Genomic DNA, 18,171 nt, shown 5'->3' on the forward strand with positions numbered 1-18,171 from the left:
CATCATTCACTTTTTATTCACAACCAGCGCGGAACTCGCTCGGGCTGGCCCCGGTACATTTTTTAAAGACGCGAGAGAAATAAAGCTGATCGTCAAACCCGACATTGCGCCCGACGGTGGCTATCGGCATCCGCGTCGTGCTGAGCAGCAGCTTCGCCTGGCTGATGCGCTGATCCTCGCGCCAGCTCAGTACGCTAATGCCTAACTGTTGGCGGAACAGGTGCGACAGGCGGGACGGCGACAGGCAGACATGCTGCGCCACGCTGGCAATATCAAACTGGCTGTCCGCCAGATGATCGCTGATGTACTGACAGGCGTCGCGCACCCGGCTGTCCATCGGCGGATGCAACGATTCATTGATCGCCTCCATACGTCGCAGCAGAAGCTGCTCCAGCAGGTTAATCGCCAGCAGTTCAGAGTAGCGCCCTTCTCCCTGCCCGGCATTGATGATTTGACCAAAAAGCTCATTAAAGCGCGGCTGGTGCGCTTCGTCAGGGCGGAAAAAACCGGTCTGCGCAAAAATCGTCGGCCAGGTGAGCCACTCCTGCCAGTAGGCGCGCGGTCGGAAGTACACCCACTGGTGATACCATTCGCTCGCGTTGGGATGGCGACCGTAGTGGTGTACCTCGCCAGGCGGAAACAGCAAAATATCCCCCGGACGGCAGACAAACTGTTTGCCGTGGTTATTGATCACCCCTTCCCCGCGAATCGTAAGATTAAGGATATATCCCTTCATCCCCAGCGGGCGGTCGATAAAAAAATCCAGATAGCCGTTCGCCTCAATGGGCGTCAGCCCGGCAACCAGATGCGCATTAAACGAATAACCCGGCAGCAGGGGATCATTTTGCGTTTCAGCCATAAATTCAATACTCCCGGCGTTCTGAGAAGAAACCAATTGTCCATATTGAGTGAGACATCTTCACCTTCCCCTCTGCGCCCCGCCGTCATTGCGGTTACGGACCATCAACCCCGCTTGCGAAAAGAGATTTGTAACAAAGGCCGATTGCGAAGGCGATAAAAACGGGTAACAAAAGTGTCTATAACTACGACAGAAATGTCCACATTGAATATTTGCACGGCGTCACACTTTGCAATGCCATAGCATTTTAATCCATAAGATTAGCGGATCCTGCCTGACGGTTTTTATCCCCGCTATCTACTGTTTCTCCATACCTGTTTTTTTCGATGGAGTAAGACGATGGCGATTGCAATTGGCCTCGATTTTGGCAGTGATTCAGTTCGTGCTCTGGCGGTGGATTGCGCCACCGGGGAAGAGATCGCCACCTGCGTAGAGTGGTATCCCCGCTGGCAGGAAGGGCGCTATTGCGACGCCCCGAACAACCAGTTCCGCCATCATCCACGCGACTACATAGAGTCAATGGAAGCCGCGTTGAAAAACGTCCTCGCGACCCTGAGCGCGTCACAGCGTGGCGAGGTGGTCGGCATCGGCGTCGACAGCACCGGCTCCACCCCTGCCCCCATTGATGCCGACGGCCACGTACTGGCGCTGCGTCCTGAGTTCGCCGAAAACCCGAATGCGATGTTCGTCCTGTGGAAAGATCACACCTCGGTCGAAGAAGCGGAAGCCATCACCCGCCTGTGCCATACGCCGGGCAAAACCGATTATTCCCGCTACATCGGCGGCATTTACTCCAGCGAATGGTTCTGGGCGAAAATTCTGCACGTTACGCGTCAGGACAGCGCCGTCGCGCAGGCCGCCGCCTCCTGGATTGAGCTGTGCGACTGGGTGCCTGCCCTGCTCTCCGGCACCACGCGCCCGCAGGATATTCGCCGTGGTCGCTGTAGCGCCGGGCATAAATCGCTGTGGCATGAGAGCTGGGGCGGTTTGCCGCCCGCCAGTTTCTTTGATGACCTCGATCCCATCATCAACCGCCACCTCGCCTGGCCGCTGTTTACCGACACCTTCACTGCCGATCTGCCAGTTGGCACGCTGTGCGCGGAGTGGGCGCAACGCCTCGGTCTGCCGGAAAGCGTGGTCATCTCTGGCGGCGCGTTTGACTGCCATATGGGCGCGGTTGGCGCGGGCGCGCAGCCGAATGCGCTGGTGAAAGTGATCGGCACATCGACCTGCGACATTCTGATTGCCGACAAGCAGAGCGTCGGCGACCGCGCGGTGAAAGGCATTTGCGGCCAGGTAGACGGCAGCGTCGTGCCTGATTTTATTGGCCTGGAAGCGGGACAGTCGGCATTCGGCGATATCTATGCCTGGTTTGGCCGCATTCTCGGCTGGCCGCTGGAGCAGCTTGCGGCGCAGCATCCTGAACTGAAAGACCAAATCGCCATCAGCCAAAAGCAGCTACTCCCGACGCTGACCGAGGCGTGGGCGAAGAATCCATCGCTGGATCATCTGCCCGTAGTGCTCGACTGGTTTAACGGTCGCCGCACGCCGAACGCTAATCAGCGTCTGAAAGGGGTGATTAGCGATCTGAATCTCGCCACCGATGCGCCAGCGCTGTTTGGCGGCCTGATCGCCGCCACTGCCTTCGGCGCACGCGCCATTCAGGAATGCTTTACCGAACAGGGCATTGCCGTCAACAACGTGATGGCGCTGGGCGGCATCGCCCGTAAGAATCAGGTGATCATGCAGGCCTGCTGCGACGTGCTCAACCGCCCGCTACAGATTGTCGCCTCAGACCAGTGCTGCGCGTTAGGCGCCGCCATTTTTGCCGCCGTCGCCGCAAAAGCGCATGTCGATATCCCTGCCGCACAACAAAAAATGGCCAGCGCCGTAGAGAACACCCTGCAACCGCGCCCGGAACAGGCTCAACGCTTCGAACAGCTTTATCAGCGCTACCGGCAGTGGGCGGCCAGCGCCGAACAACACTATCTTCCGACTGCCGCCCCGGCGCCAAAAACCCCGGTCAGCCAGGCAACCCTGACCCATTAAGGACACGACAATGACGATTTTTGACAACTATGAAGTGTGGTTTGTGATTGGCAGCCAGCATTTGTATGGCTCTGAAACGCTGCGCCAGGTTACTCAGCATGCCGAACATGTGGTAAAGGCGCTGAATACCGAAGCGAAACTGCCCTGCAAACTGGTGCTGAAACCGCTGGGGACGTCGCCTGACGAGATCACCGCGATTTGTCGTGACGCCAATTATGACGATCGCTGTGCGGGCCTGGTGGTCTGGCTGCACACCTTCTCGCCCGCGAAAATGTGGATTAACGGGCTGAGTATTCTCAACAAGCCGCTGTTGCAGTTCCACACCCAGTTCAATGCCGCCCTGCCGTGGGACAGCATCGACATGGACTTTATGAACCTGAATCAGACCGCGCACGGCGGACGCGAGTTTGGTTTTATCGGCGCGCGTATGCGTCAGCAGCACGCGGTAGTGACCGGTCACTGGCAGGATAAACACGCGCACGCGCGTATCGGCTCATGGATGCGTCAGGCGGTCTCCAGACAGGACACCCGCCACCTGAAAGTGTGCCGCTTTGGCGACAACATGCGTGAAGTGGCCGTGACCGACGGCGATAAAGTGGCGGCGCAGATCAAGTTCGGCTTCTCGGTGAATACCTGGGCGGTGGGCGACCTGGTGCAGGTCGTGAATGCGGTTAGCGACGGCGACATTAACGCGCTGGTGGATGAATACGAAAGCCGCTATACCCTGACGCCCGCGACGCAAATTCACGGCGACAAGCGGCAGAACGTGCTGGAAGCCGCGCGTATTGAACTGGGCATGAAGCGCTTTCTGGAACAGGGCGGCTTCCACGCGTTCACCACGACGTTTGAAGATTTGCACGGCCTGAAGCAGCTTCCAGGGCTGGCCGTACAGCGCCTGATGCAACAGGGCTACGGTTTCGCTGGCGAAGGCGACTGGAAAACCGCCGCGCTGCTTCGCATCATGAAAGTGATGTCTGGCGGTTTGCCGGGCGGCACCTCATTTATGGAGGATTACACCTACCACTTTGAGAAGGGCAACGATCTGGTGCTCGGCTCGCACATGCTGGAAGTATGCCCGTCTATCGCGGTGGAAGAAAAACCGATCCTCGACGTGCAGCACCTCGGCATCGGGGGTAAAGACGCGCCCGCACGTCTGATCTTCAACACCCAAACCGGCCCGGCGATCGTCGCCAGCCTGATCGACCTCGGCGATCGCTATCGTCTGCTGGTCAACTGCATCGACACCGTAAAAACGCCGCATGACCTGCCGAAGCTGCCGGTCGCCAACGCGCTGTGGAAAGCCCAGCCGGATCTGACCACCGCATCCGAAGCGTGGATTCTCGCCGGTGGCGCGCACCACACCGTCTTCAGCCATGCGCTGGATCTGAACGATATGCGCCAGTTCGCAGAGATGCACGATATCGAAATCACCGTCATCGATAACGATACCCGCCTGCCCGCCTTTAAAGACGCGCTGCGCTGGAACGAAGTTTATTACGGTTTCAAACGTTAACAGTTGCCGGATGGCGGCGTAAATGCCTTATCCGGCCTACAGGTCGCACCAACCTCGTAGGCAGGATAAGCGCAGCGCCATCCAGCGTGGAGACAGCTATGTTAGAAGACCTCAAACGTCAGGTACTGGAAGCCAATCTGGCGCTGCCAAAACACAATCTGGTGACTCTCACCTGGGGGAACGTCAGCGCCGTCGATCGCGAGCGCGGCGTCTTCATCATTAAACCTTCCGGCGTCGACTACAGCGTGATGAGCGCAGAGGATATGGTGGTGGTCAGCATTGCCACGGGTGAAGTGGTGGAAGGAACGAAAAAGCCCTCCTCCGATACGCCGACCCACCGTCTGTTGTATCAGTCTTTCCCGTCGATTGGCGGCATCGTCCATACCCATTCGCGCCACGCGACCATCTGGGCGCAGGCCGGGCAATCCATTCCGGCGACGGGGACGACCCATGCGGACTATTTTTACGGCACGATCCCCTGCACGCGCAAAATGACCGATGCGGAGATCAACGGCGAATATGAATGGGAAACGGGCAACGTCATCGTCGAAACCTTTGAAAAACAGGGTATCGATGCCGCGCAGATGCCGGGCGTGCTGGTGCATTCACACGGTCCGTTCACCTGGGGCAAAAACGCCGAAGACGCGGTGCATAACGCCATTGTGCTGGAGGAGGTCGCCTGTATGGGCATCTTCTGCCGCCAGCTTGCGCCACAGTTGCCGGATATGCAGCAAACGTTGCTGGATAAGCACTACCTGCGCAAACACGGGGCGAAGGCCTATTACGGGCAGTAATGGATAGCCCGACGGCGCAACCATACCTGTATAAAACCACAGCAAAACGTTCCGAACCAGGCTATAATCATGCCTGGTTTTTTAATGAGTACGCAGCGTGGCGCAGGCAGGTTTTATTTTAACCCGGCACTGGCGGGATACCCCGCAAGGAACAGAGGTCTCATTCTGGCTGGCAACGGACACCGGTCCTTTGCAGGTCACGCTCGCGCCGCAGGAGTCGGTCGCGTTTATCCCTACGCATCAGGCCGCCCGCGTCACCTCGCTGCTGCGCACAGAAAACGGCTATCGCCTGACGCCGCTCAATTTGCAGGATTTTCATCGCCAGCCCGTCTCGGGGTTGTACTGCCGCTCGCACCGACAACTGATGCGTCTGGAAAAACAGCTGAAAGAACAGGGTGTAACGGTCTATGAAGCCGATGTGCGCCCACCGGAACGTTACCTGATGGAGCGGTTTATCACCGCTCCCGTTTGGCTGGAGGGCGACACAAAAGACGGCGCGATCGTCAATGCCCGCCTGAAACCGCACCCAGACTACCGTCCCCCGCTGAAATGGGTATCGCTGGATATTGAAACCACCCGACACGGCGAGCTGTACTGCATTGGCCTGCAAGGCTGCGGGCAACGCGTCGTTTTTATGCTCGGCCCGGCGAATGGCGATGCCTCGGCGCTGGATTTCCAGCTTGAGTATGCGGCGAGCCGCCCGCTGCTGCTGGAAAAACTCAACGACTGGTTTGCCCGGCACGATCCCGATGTGATCATCGGCTGGAACGTGGTGCAGTTTGATTTACGCGTCCTGCAAAAACATGCCGAGCGCTATCGTATCCCTTTACGTCTGGGGCGCGACAACACCGAGCTGGAATGGCGCGAGCACGGTTTCAAAAACGGCGTGTTTTTCGCCCAGGCCAAAGGGCGGTTGATTATTGACGGCATTGAAGCGCTCAAATCCGCGTTCTGGAATTTCTCATCATTTTCACTGGAAACCGTGGCCCAGGAGCTGCTTGGCGAAGGGAAATCGATCGATAATCCCTGGGACAGAATGGACGAAATTGACCGCCGTTTCGCCGAAGATAAGCCCGCGCTCGCCACGTATAACCTCAAGGACTGCGAGCTGGTGACGCAGATTTTTCATAAGACGGAGATCATGCCGTTTTTACTGGAGCGCGCCACCGTTAACGGTCTGCCCGCTGACCGCCACGGCGGTTCTGTCGCCGCCTTCGGTCATCTCTATTTTCCCCGTATGCATCGCGCCGGTTACGTTGCGCCGAATCTCGGTGAAGTCCCGCCGCATGCCAGTCCTGGCGGTTACGTGATGGACTCGCGCCCTGGCCTGTATGACTCCGTACTGGTGCTGGATTATAAGAGCCTGTACCCGTCGATCATTCGCACGTTCCTGATCGACCCGGTTGGGCTGGTGGAAGGAATGGCGCAACCGGACCCGACACACAGCACCGAAGGCTTTCTTGACGCCTGGTTCTCGCGAGAAACGCACTGTCTCCCGGAGATCGTCACGCAGATCTGGCACGGGCGCGATGAGGCCAAGCGCCACGGCAATAAACCGTTGTCCCAGGCGCTGAAGATCATCATGAATGCGTTTTACGGCGTGCTCGGGACGACGGCCTGCCGCTTTTTCGATCCCCGACTGGCCTCGTCGATCACCATGCGCGGCCACGCGATCATGCGTCAGACCAAAGCGCTGATCGAGGCGCAGGGCTATGACGTGATCTACGGCGATACGGATTCCACTTTCGTCTGGCTGAAAGGCGCGCATTCTGAAGACGAGGCGGCAAGGATTGGCCGCGAGCTGGTGCGTCATGTGAATGACTGGTGGACGCAATCCCTGCAACAGCAAAAGCTGACCAGCGCGCTGGAATTAGAGTTTGAAACCCACTTCCGCCGCTTTCTGATGCCGACCATTCGCGGGGCGGACACCGGCAGCAAAAAGCGCTATGCCGGGCTGATTCAGGAAGGCGAGAAGCAGCGAATGGTATTTAAAGGGCTGGAGACCGTGCGCACCGACTGGACGCCGCTGGCGCAACGATTCCAGCAGGAGCTTTACCTGCGTATCTTCCGCCAGGAGCCCTATCAGGAGTATGTCCGGGAAACCATCGATAACCTGATGACGGGCAAGCTGGATGAACAGCTGGTTTACCGCAAGCGACTGCGCCGCCCGTTGAGCGAATATCAGCGTAACGTTCCGCCGCACGTTCGCGCCGCCCGGCTCGCCGATGAACAAAACATCAAGCTGGGGCGCCCGGCGCAGTATCAGAACCGCGGTACGATCAAATACGTGTGGACGACTAACGGCCCTGAGCCGCTGGATTACCGGCATTCACCGCTGGATTACGAGCACTATTTAACCCGCCAGCTACAGCCGGTCGCAGAGGGAATACTTCCCTTCATCGATGATAATTTTGCTACACTACTCACAGGACAACTGGGGTTATTTTGACGCGTGACGAATGCGCCGCCATCCATTACCATAGCGCCCTTTCCATTCCTGGACCCAATTAACACTGCTGCCATTCTATTTTGGTAGCGGGTGATTATTGCCTGCAATTAAAGATATAGAGCCGAACATATATGCCTTTTACACTTGGTCAACGCTGGATCAGCGATACAGAAAGCGAACTGGGACTTGGAACCGTCGTCGCGATGGATGCGCGAACTGTCACCTTACTTTTCCCGGCGACAGGTGAAAACCGTCTGTATGCGCGCAGTGACTCCCCCGTGACCCGCGTGATGTTTAACCCTGGTGATACGATTACAAGCCATGAAGGCTGGCAGCTACAAATCGATGAAGTAAAAGAAGAAAACGGTCTGCTTGCCTATACTGGCACCCGCCTTGATACCGAAGAAACCGCCGTCACGCTGCGTGAAGTCCTGCTCGACAGCAAACTGGTTTTCAGTAAACCGCAGGATCGCCTGTTCGCCGGGCAAATCGACCGGATGGACCGATTCGCTCTGCGCTACCGCGCACGTAAATTTCAGAGCGAGCAGTACCGCATGCCGTGGAGCGGCCTGCGCGGTCAGCGAACCAGCCTGATTCCCCACCAGCTCAACATTGCCCATGATGTCGGTCGCCGCCACGCGCCGCGCGTCCTGCTGGCGGATGAAGTGGGCTTAGGAAAAACCATCGAAGCCGGGATGATCCTGCACCAACAGCTGCTGTCTGGCGCGGCGGAACGCGTGCTGATCATCGTCCCGGAAACTTTGCAGCATCAGTGGCTGGTTGAAATGCTGCGCCGCTTCAACCTGCGCTTCGCGCTGTTCGACGACGAGCGTTACACCGAAGCCCAGCACGATGCCTACAACCCGTTTGAAACCGAGCAACTGGTTATCTGCTCGCTGGACTTCGCGCGTCGCAACAAACAGCGTCTGGAACATCTGTGCGACGCACAATGGGACCTGCTGGTCGTCGATGAAGCTCACCACCTGGTGTGGAGCGAAGACGCGCCAAGCCGCGAATATATGGCGATTGAACAACTGGCGGAACGCGTGCCTGGCGTCCTGCTGCTGACCGCAACGCCGGAACAGCTGGGCATGGAAAGCCACTTCGCCCGCCTGCGTCTGCTCGACCCGAGCCGTTTCCACGACTTCGAACAATTTGTCGAAGAGCAAAAAAATTACCGCCCGGTCGCCGACGCCGTCGCCATGCTGCTGGCAGGCAACAAGCTGAGCAACGAAGAGCTGAACATGCTCGGCGACCTGATTGGCGAGCAGGACATCGAACCGCTGCTGCAAACGGCGAACAGCGACCGCGATGGCGCGCAGAATGCCCGCCAGGAACTGGTCTCCATGCTGATGGACAGACACGGCACCAGCCGCGTACTGTTCCGCAACACCCGTAACGGCGTCAAAGGCTTCCCGAAACGCGAGCTGCACACCATCAAGCTGCCGCTGCCAACGCAATATCAGACGGCGATTAAAGTCTCCGGCATTATGGGCGCGCGTAAAAGCGCGGAGGACAGAGCGCGCGATATGCTCTACCCGGAGCAGATTTATCAGGAATTCGAAGGGGATAGCGGCACCTGGTGGAACTTCGACCCGCGCGTGGAGTGGCTGATGGGGCATCTGACCAGCCACCGCTCGCAGAAAGTGCTGGTGATCTGCGCGAAAGCCGCCACCGCGCTGCAACTGGAGCAGGTGCTGCGCGAGCGCGAAGGCATCCGCGCCGCCGTATTCCATGAAGGCATGTCCATTATTGAACGTGACCGCGCCGCCGCGTGGTTTAGCGAAGAAGACAGCGGCGCGCAGGTTCTGCTGTGCTCGGAAATCGGTTCTGAAGGCCGTAACTTCCAGTTCGCCAGCAACCTGGTGATGTTTGACCTGCCGTTTAACCCGGATTTGCTGGAGCAGCGTATTGGCCGTCTGGATCGTATCGGTCAGGCGCACGATATTCAGATCCACGTTCCGTATCTGGAAAAAACCGCGCAGTCCGTGCTGGTTCGCTGGTATCACGAAGGGCTGGATGCCTTTGAGCACACCTGCCCAACCGGTCGCGCCATCTACGATACGGTGTATCACGATCTGATCGCTTACCTGGCGACGCCTGAAAACACCGACGGTTTTGACGCGCTGATCAAAACCTGCCGCGAGCAGCACGAAGCGCTGAAGGCGCAGCTGGAGCAAGGGCGCGACCGTCTGCTGGAGATCCACTCTAACGGCGGCGAGAAAGCGCAGGCACTGGCAGAGAGCATTGAAGAACAGGATGACGACACCAGCCTGATCGCCTTCGCCATGAACCTGTTTGATATCGTCGGGATTAACCAGGATGACCGTGGTGAAAACCTGATTGTGCTGACGCCTTCCGATCATATGCTGGTGCCGGACTTCCCTGGCCTGCCGGAAGATGGCTGCACCATTACGTTCGAGCGTGATGTGGCGCTGTCGCGTGAAGATGCGCAGTTTGTTACCTGGGAACATCCGCTGATTCGCAACGGCCTGGATCTGATTCTGTCTGGCGATACCGGCAGCAGCACGATTTCACTGTTGAAAAACAAAGCGTTGCCGGTGGGAACGCTGCTGGTGGAACTGGTGTATGTCGTTGAAGCGCAGGCGCCGAAACATTTACAGCTTAACCGTTTCCTGCCGCCGACGCCGGTGCGCATGCTGCTGGATAAAAACGGCAATAACCTGGCCGCGCAGGTGGAGTTTGAAACCTTCAACCGCCAGCTGAGCGCCGTTAACCGTCATACCGGCAGCAAGCTGGTCAACGCGGTTCAACAGGACGTACACGCGATTCTGCAACTGGGCGAAGCGCAGGCGGAGAAATCGGCCCGGGCGCTGATCGACGCCGCGCGTAGCGAAGCGGATGAAAAACTGTCTGCCGAACTGTCGCGTCTGGAAGCGCTGCGCGCCGTTAACCCGAACATCCGTGATGATGAACTTGCGGCGATCGACAGCAACCGTCAGCAGGTAATGGAAAGCCTGGATCAGGCCAACTGGCGTCTGGATGCCTTGCGTCTTATCGTCGTCACGCATCAGTAACGGAGCAAAAAATGGGGATGGAAAACTACAATCCGCCGCAGGAGCCCTGGCTGATTATCCTGTATCAGGATGAGCACATTATGGTGGTCAACAAGCCCAGCGGCTTGTTGTCCGTGCCGGGCCGCCTTGAGGAGCACAAAGATAGCGTGATGACGCGTATTCAACGCGATTATCCGCAGGCGGAGTCGGTGCATCGTCTGGATATGGCGACCAGCGGCGTGATTGTAGTGGCGCTGACCAAAGCGGCGGAACGGGAGCTGAAACGCCAGTTCCGCGAGCGTGAACCGAAAAAACAGTACGTTGCGCGCGTGTGGGGGCATCCAGCCCCTGCCGAAGGGCTGGTTGATTTACCGCTGATCTGCGACTGGCCGAACAGGCCGAAACAGAAAGTGTGTTATGAGACGGGTAAGCCTGCGCAAACCGGGTATGAGGTGGTGGACTTCGCTGCGGATAACACCGCACGGGTGGTGCTTAAACCGATTACCGGGCGTTCTCATCAGCTGCGTGTGCATATGCTGGCGTTGGGACACCCCATTCTCGGCGATCGCTTCTACGCGTCGCCAGAAGCGCTGGCGATGGCACCGCGTCTGTTGCTGCATGCCGAAACGCTAACCATCACCCATCCCGCGTATGGCAACAGTATGACCTTTAAAGCCCCGGTAGATTTTTAAATTCTGTGCCCATTTGTGCCGGGGGCGCTTCGCTTGCCCGGCCTACCGTTCTCAACGTAGGCCGGATAAGACGCTTTACGTCGCCATCCGGCAAAACCATTATTTAAAACCTTTCTGCTCTTTAATCATTTCATACGCTTTCTGAATTTCCTGCGCTTTTTGCTTCGCCATCTCCATCATCTCCGGCGGCAACCCTTTCGCAACCAGTTTGTCCGGGTGGTGCTCGCTCATCAGTCTGCGGTACGCGCGTTTAATGGTTGTCGCATCATCTGTCGGCTTAACCCCCAGCACGTTGCAGGCATCTTCCAGCGTAGGGCCACGCTGCGCCTGCTGCCAGCCGCCGCCGGCCTGCTGTTGCTGATAACCGCCGCCAAACTGCGCCCCGCCCTGCATCATGCGTAAGAACTGATCGAACTGAGCGCGGGAAATCCCCAGCTCCTCGGCGATAACGTACAGCACTTCCCGCTCGTTCGGGTGGAGCGTTCCATCCGCAAACGCCGCCTGAATCTGAATTTCCAGAAACATCCGTATCAGATCAAACCGCCCAAAGCAGACGCTGCGAAACTGGCGCATTTTTTCACGTAACGGGTAATTATCCGATTTTCCCACGCGAAACGCGTGTTGGGCGGCGGTACGTGATTCGCCGTGTAAATTCATCCGGTCCATCAACTGGCTGGCAATATGAATATCCGCTTCCGTCACGCGCCCTTTCGATTTGGTTAAATGCCCCATGACCTCAAAAGTGGTGGCGAAAAACAGTGCCTGCCGTTCACGCTGATTGGCGAACCATGCCATTTTGCGGCTGCGGGCTTTGTCGAACATGTGGCCTATCAGCAGACCTAATACCACGCCCCAGAAGCCGCCTCCCATCATCAGCGCCACTGCGACACCTACAATCTTTCCCCAGTACTGCATAGACTCCCCAAATCTTTACGCTGACAGTGAGGCTATGTCCCACAATATAGAGTGCTTTTCCTGGAATGAAGGCTGCGGTCAATTGTGGGACATCGCCTATAATTTGCATTATCATACCTGTCATTCAATGCCGTGCCTAACACCACAGACACATACCCATTGGATTTCACGTTGCAGCAAGACCGCCGCACAGCCGCCAGACGCTTATCCAGGCAAGTCGCCGGGGGCATGCGAATAACGTCCACGAAAGCGCAACCTGAAAGACGACGGGTAGAAAAGGGACAGGATTAACACTAGCGTAGTGAAGATGAGTACGTTAGTCTCTGACCGTTTGTCACGCGCAACGCTACTGATGATGGAACAATAAATACAACGTATGAAAAAACGTATTCCCACTTTCCTGGCCACCATGATCGCCAGCGCCCTTTATAGTCAGCAGGGACTGGCCGCCGACCTTGCCTCGCAGTGCATGTTGGGTGTGCCAAGCTACGACCGTCCTCTGGTGAAAGGCGAGACGAACGAATTACCCGTGACGATCAACGCCGATCACGCGAAAGGGAACTACCCGGACGACGCGGTATTCACCGGTAATGTCGATATCAACCAGGGTAACAGTCGCCTGCAAGCTGATGAGGTGCAACTCCATCAAAAAGAGGCGCCAGGCCAGCCGGAACCGGTGCGTACCGTCGATGCGCTCGGCAACGTCCATTATGACGACAATCAGGTTATTCTGAAGGGGCCGAAAGGCTGGGCGAACCTGAACACCAAAGACACAAACGTGTGGGAAGGCGACTACCAGATGGTCGGCCGTCAGGGGCGCGGGAAAGCGGACCTGATGAAGCAGCGTGGCGAAAACCGCTATACCATTCTGGAAAATGGCAGCTTTACCTCCTGTCTGCCAGGCTCCGATACCTGGAGCGTTGTGGGCAGCGAAGTGATTCACGATCGTGAAGAGCAGGTAGCGGAAATCTGGAACGCCCGTTTTAAACTGGGTCCGGTTCCCGTCTTTTACAGCCCTTATTTACAGCTGCCGGTCGGTGACAAACGCCGCTCCGGTTTCCTGATCCCGAACGCGAAGTACACCACCAAGAACTATTTTGAGTTCTACCTGCCGTATTACTGGAACATCGCGCCCAATATGGACGCCACCATTACGCCGCATTATATGCACCGTCGTGGCGGTGTCATGTGGGAGAATGAGTTCCGCTACCTCAGCCAGGCGGGCGCGGGTTTAATGGAGTTCGACTATCTGAATTCCGATCGCGTTTACGACGATGAGCATCCGAACGACAGCAACTCCCGTCGCTGGTTGTTCTACTGGCGTCATGGCGGCGTGATGGATCAGGTATGGCGCTTTAATGTCGACTATACCAAGGTCAGCGACTCCAGCTACTTCAATGACTTTGACAATAAGTACGGTTCCAGTACCGACGGTTACGCCACGCAGAAATTCAGCGTCGGCTATGCCGTGCAGAACTTTGATGCCACGGTGTCAACCAAACAGTTCCAGGTATTCAGCGATCAGAATACCAGCAGTTACTCCGCTGAGCCGCAGTTAGACGTTAACTTCTACCAGAATGACGTTGGCCCATTCGATACGCGTATTTACGGCCAGGCCGTGAAGTTTGTGAACACCCGAGACAACATGCCGGAAGCGACTCGCGTTCACCTGGAGCCAACCATCAATCTGCCGTTATCGAATCAGTGGGGCAGCATCAATACTGAAGCGAAGCTGCTGGCGACGCACTACCAGCAAACCAATCTGGACTCGTACAACAACAATTCGCGAAACGTCAATAAACTCGATGAGTCGGTTAACCGCGTAATGCCGCAGTTCAAAGTCGACGGCAGGATGGTGTTTGAACGCGATATGACGACGTTGGCGCCGGGTTACACCCAGACGCTGGAGCCGCGCGCGCAGTATCTGTACGTTCCCTATCGTAACCAGAGCAGCATCAATAACTACGACTCCTCATTATTGCAGTCCGACTACAGCGGCCTGTTCCGCGACCGCACATATGGCGGTCTGGACCGTATCGCCTCCGCAAACCAGGTCACGACCGGCGTCACATCGCGTATTTATGATGATGCCGCAATTGAACGTTTTAATGTTTCCGTGGGTCAAATCTACTATTTCACGGAGTCTCGCACCGGCGATGACAACATAACCTGGGAGAATGACGACAAAACGGGCTCACTGGTTTGGGCGGGCGACACCTACTGGCGTATCTCCGACCGCTGGGGACTGCGTAGCGGCATTCAGTACGACACGCGTCTGGACAGCGTCGCGACCAGCAGCAGTACGATCGAATACCGTCGCGATGAAAATCGTCTCTTACAGTTGAACTACCGTTATGCCAGCGCGGAATATATTCAGGCTACGCTGCCGTCTTATTCCACTGCGGAGCAGTATAAAAACGGGATTTCCCAGGTCGGGGGCGTTGCCAGTTGGCCGATTGCCGATCGTTGGTCTATCGTAGGCGCTTACTACTTTGATACCAATGTGAATAAGCCTGCCGACCAGATGCTCGGCGTGCAGTACAACTCCTGCTGCTATGCGATTCGCTTCGGTTATGAGCGTAAGCTGAACGGTTGGGATAACGATAAAGAACACGCTGTTTATGACAACGTGATCGGCTTTAACATTGAATTGCGTGGTCTGAGCTCCAACTACGGTCTCGGCACCAAAGAGATGTTGCGTTCGAACATTTTGCCGTATCAAAGCTCTCTGTGATTTGATTGATTTACCACGTAATCCGCATTGCGGTTAATTGAAATGGAAAAAGTATGAAGAACTGGAAAACGCTGCTTCTCGGTATCGCCATGATCGCGAATACCAGTTTCGCTGCCCCGCAGGTGGTCGATAAAGTCGCAGCCGTCGTCAATAACGGCGTCGTGCTGGAAAGCGACGTTGATGGCTTAATGCAATCAGTAAAACTTAATGCGGGTCAGGCTGGTCAGCAGCTTCCTGATGATGCCACGCTACGTCATCAGATCCTGGAACGTTTGATCATGGATCAAATCGTTCTCCAGATGGGTCAGAAGATGGGGGTGAAAATCTCTGATGAACAGCTGGATCAGGCTATTGCCAATATCGCTAAACAGAACAACATGACGCTGGACCAGATGCGCAGCCGTCTGGCTTACGATGGTCTGAGCTACTCAACCTACCGCAGCCAGATCCGCAAAGAGATGATCATCTCCGAAGTGCGTAACAACGAAGTGCGTCGTCGCGTCACCATCCTGCCGCAGGAAGTGGATGCGCTGGCCCAACAGGTCGGTAACCAGAACGATGCCAGCACAGAGCTGAACCTGAGCCACATTCTGATCCCGCTGCCGGAAAACCCGACGTCGGATCAGGTAAGCGAAGCGGAAGCCCAGGCGCGTTCGATTGTTGATGAAGCGCGTAACGGCAGTGATTTCGGCAAACTGGCGATCACCTACTCCGCCGACCAGCAGGCGCTGAAAGGCGGCCAGATGGGCTGGGGACGTATTCAGGAGCTGCCGGGCATTTTCGCGCAGGCACTGAGCACAGCGAAAAAAGGCGACATCGTTGGCCCGATTCGTTCCGGCGTTGGCTTCCACATTCTGAAAGTGAACGATCTGCGCGGCCAGAGCCAGAGCATCTCCGTCACTGAAGTTCATGCCCGCCATATTCTGCTGAAACCCTCGCCGATCATGACCGATCAACAGGCGCGCCTGAAACTGGAAGAGATCGCAGCAGACATTAAGAGCGGCAAAACGACCTTTGCCGCCGCAGCGAAAGAGTTTTCACAGGACCCTGGTTCTGCCAACCAGGGCGGCGATCTGGGCTGGGCGGCAGCGGATATTTTCGATCCTGCCTTCCGCGACGCGCTGACCCGCCTCAACAAAGGCCAGATGAGCGCCCCGGTGCACTCTTCCTTTGGCTGGCACCTGATCGAACTGCTGGATACGCGTAACGTTGATAAAACCGACGCGGCGCAGAAAGACAGAGCTTACCGTATGCTGATGAACCGTAAGTTCTCGGAAGAAGCGGCAACCTGGATGCAGGAACAACGCGCCAGCGCTTACGTTAAAATCCTGAGCAATTAATGGCTACTGTTCAACGCGTTGTTATCACTCCCGGCGAACCCGCCGGGATTGGTCCTGACTTAGTCGTTCAGCTCGCACAGCGTGAGTGGCCGGTCGAACTCGTCGTCTGTGCAGATGCCCGTCTGTTAACCGATCGGGCCGCGTTGCTCGGTTTGCCCCTCTCGCTTCTTCCCTACTTGCCAAATCACCCTGCAAAACCGCAATCCGCCGGCACGCTGACCCTGTTGCCGACAGCGCTTCGCGCTCCTGTCACCCCAGGTCAACTCAGCGTTGAGAATGGGCAGTATGTGGTGGATACGCTGGCGCGCGCCTGCGACGGTTGTCTGCAAGGGGAATTTGCGGCGCTGATCACCGGGCCGGTTCACAAAGGCGTCATCAATGACGCTGGCGTACCGTTTACCGGACACACGGAGTTTTTTGAAGCGCGTTCGCAGGCGAAGAAAGTGGTGATGATGCTGGCCACCGAGGAACTGCGGGTCGCGCTGGCGACAACGCACCTGCCGTTAAGAGCGGTTGCCGACGCCATTACCCCCGCTTTGCTGCATGAGGTGATCGGCATTCTGCATCATGATTTACGCACGAAATTCGGCCTTGCCGATCCGCATATTCTGGTGTGCGGGCTAAATCCGCATGCGGGTGAAGGCGGCCATATGGGAACCGAAGAGATCGACACGATCGTTCCGGTACTGGATGATCTGCGCGCTCAGGGGATGCGCTTAAGCGGCCCTTTGCCCGCCGACACGCTTTTCCAGCCTAAATATCTCGATCATGCCGATGCCGTGCTGGCGATGTACCACGATCAGGGTCTCCCCGTGCTAAAATACCAGGGATTTGGTCGCGGCGTGAATATCACGCTGGGCCTGCCTTTTATTCGAACATCCGTAGACCACGGCACCGCGCTTGAACTGGCGGGTCGGGGGCAAGCGGATGTCGGCAGTTTTATTACGGCGCTTAATCTCGCCATCAAAATGATTGTTAATACCCAATGAATAATCGAGTCCATCAGGGCCACTTAGCCCGTAAACGCTTCGGGCAAAACTTTCTCAACGATCAGTTTGTGATCGACAGTATTGTTTCCGCCATTAACCCGCAAAAGGGTCAGGCAATGGTCGAAATCGGCCCCGGTCTGGCGGCGCTGACGGAGCCTGTCGGCGAACGTCTGGACCAGCTCACGGTGATCGAACTTGACCGCGATCTGGCCGCGCGCCTGCAAACGCACCCGTTTTTGGGGCCGAAACTGACGATTTATCAGCAAGATGCCATGACCATGAACTTTGGCGAGCTGTCTGAGAAGATAGGTCAGCCGCTGCGCGTATTCGGCAACTTGCCCTACAACATCTCCACCCCGTTGATGTTCCACCTCTTTAGCTATACTGATGCCATTGCCGACATGCACTTTATGTTGCAAAAAGAAGTGGTCAATCGTCTGGTTGCAGGGCCGAACAGTAAGGCGTATGGTCGATTAAGCGTCATGGCGCAATATTATTGCCAGGTGATCCCGGTGCTGGAAGTGCCACCATCCGCCTTCACGCCGCCGCCTAAAGTCGATTCCGCCGTTGTGCGTCTGGTGCCTCACGCGACGATGCCGTATCCGGTGAAAGACATACGCGTGTTGAGCCGCATCACCACCGAGGCGTTTAACCAGCGTCGTAAAACGATTCGCAACAGCCTCGGCAATCTGTTCAGCGTCGAGGTGCTGACGGAACTGGGCATTGACCCGGCATTGCGAGCGGAAAATATCTCTGTCGCGCAATATTGCCAGATGGCGAACTATCTGTCAGAAAACGCGCCTTCGAAGGAGAGTTAAGC

12 protein-coding genes are annotated in these 18,171 nt (G+C 56.8%); 10 read left to right on the forward strand and 2 right to left on the reverse strand.

What is annotated here, in order from left to right:
- Positions 1 to 13: 13 nt before the first annotated feature.
- Positions 14 to 859, reverse strand: a complete 846-nt coding sequence (gene araC / locus OGV50_RS14425; RefSeq protein WP_012134104.1) for an arabinose operon transcriptional regulator AraC — start codon at positions 857 to 859, stop codon at positions 14 to 16.
- 339 nt (positions 860 to 1,198) lie between these two features.
- On the opposite strand from araC, the gene araB reads away from it, so the two are divergent.
- From araB to rluA, 6 genes are all read left to right on the forward strand, one after another.
- Entirely contained in the window at positions 1,199 to 2,908 is a 1,710-nt protein-coding gene (gene araB / locus OGV50_RS14430; protein WP_286488601.1) for a ribulokinase, read from the forward strand.
- 10 nt (positions 2,909 to 2,918) lie between these two features.
- On the forward strand, positions 2,919 to 4,421 hold the full coding sequence (araA, locus tag OGV50_RS14435; RefSeq protein ID WP_060815966.1) for an L-arabinose isomerase: 1,503 nt from the start codon (positions 2,919 to 2,921) through the stop codon (positions 4,419 to 4,421).
- A gap of 98 nt (positions 4,422 to 4,519) precedes the next feature.
- Entirely contained in the window at positions 4,520 to 5,215 is a 696-nt protein-coding gene (gene araD, locus OGV50_RS14440; protein WP_012134107.1) for an L-ribulose-5-phosphate 4-epimerase, read from the forward strand.
- Between the two features lie 97 nt (positions 5,216 to 5,312).
- Positions 5,313 to 7,664, forward strand: coding sequence for a DNA polymerase II (polB, locus tag OGV50_RS14445; protein ID WP_012134108.1), 2,352 nt, complete (start codon positions 5,313 to 5,315; stop codon positions 7,662 to 7,664).
- A gap of 131 nt (positions 7,665 to 7,795) precedes the next feature.
- Positions 7,796 to 10,702, forward strand: coding sequence for an RNA polymerase-associated protein RapA (gene rapA / locus OGV50_RS14450; RefSeq protein WP_012134109.1), 2,907 nt, complete (start codon positions 7,796 to 7,798; stop codon positions 10,700 to 10,702).
- An 11-nt stretch (positions 10,703 to 10,713) separates the two neighbouring features.
- The gene (rluA, locus tag OGV50_RS14455) at positions 10,714 to 11,373 is read left to right on the forward strand and encodes a bifunctional tRNA pseudouridine(32) synthase/23S rRNA pseudouridine(746) synthase RluA (protein WP_012134110.1); all 660 of its coding nucleotides are present in this window, start codon (positions 10,714 to 10,716) and stop codon (positions 11,371 to 11,373) included.
- 99 nt (positions 11,374 to 11,472) lie between these two features.
- Here the strand turns inward: rluA and djlA are convergent, their stop codons facing one another.
- A complete protein-coding gene (gene djlA, locus OGV50_RS14460) occupies positions 11,473 to 12,288 on the reverse strand; it encodes a co-chaperone DjlA (protein ID WP_114847967.1) in 816 nt (271 codons plus the stop codon).
- 376 nt (positions 12,289 to 12,664) lie between these two features.
- Here djlA and lptD point away from each other — a divergent pair, with 376 nt between their 5' ends.
- The 4 genes from lptD to rsmA are packed head-to-tail and all read left to right on the forward strand — an operon-like array spanning position 12,665 to position 18,169.
- Positions 12,665 to 15,022: an LPS assembly protein LptD gene (lptD, locus tag OGV50_RS14465; RefSeq protein ID WP_049011438.1), complete on the forward strand. Its 2,358-nt coding sequence runs from the start codon at positions 12,665 to 12,667 to the stop codon at positions 15,020 to 15,022.
- Between the two features lie 53 nt (positions 15,023 to 15,075).
- Positions 15,076 to 16,362 carry a peptidylprolyl isomerase SurA gene (surA, locus tag OGV50_RS14470; protein WP_047458976.1) on the forward strand — a complete coding sequence of 429 codons (1,287 nt, stop codon included), beginning with the start codon at positions 15,076 to 15,078 and terminating at the stop codon, positions 16,360 to 16,362.
- Entirely contained in the window at positions 16,362 to 17,351 is a 990-nt protein-coding gene (gene pdxA, locus OGV50_RS14475; protein ID WP_200091355.1) for a 4-hydroxythreonine-4-phosphate dehydrogenase PdxA, read from the forward strand. Before surA ends, pdxA begins: the two co-directional genes overlap by 1 nt.
- Entirely contained in the window at positions 17,348 to 18,169 is an 822-nt protein-coding gene (gene rsmA / locus OGV50_RS14480) for a 16S rRNA (adenine(1518)-N(6)/adenine(1519)-N(6))-dimethyltransferase RsmA (protein WP_049011436.1), read from the forward strand. The genes pdxA and rsmA overlap by 4 nt, the downstream gene beginning before the upstream one ends.
- Positions 18,170 to 18,171 lie beyond the last annotated feature (2 nt).

It is taken from the genome of Citrobacter sp. CK180 (assembly GCF_030333655.1).
In the GTDB taxonomy this organism is placed as follows: Bacteria; Pseudomonadota; Gammaproteobacteria; order Enterobacterales; family Enterobacteriaceae; genus Citrobacter_B; species Citrobacter_B koseri.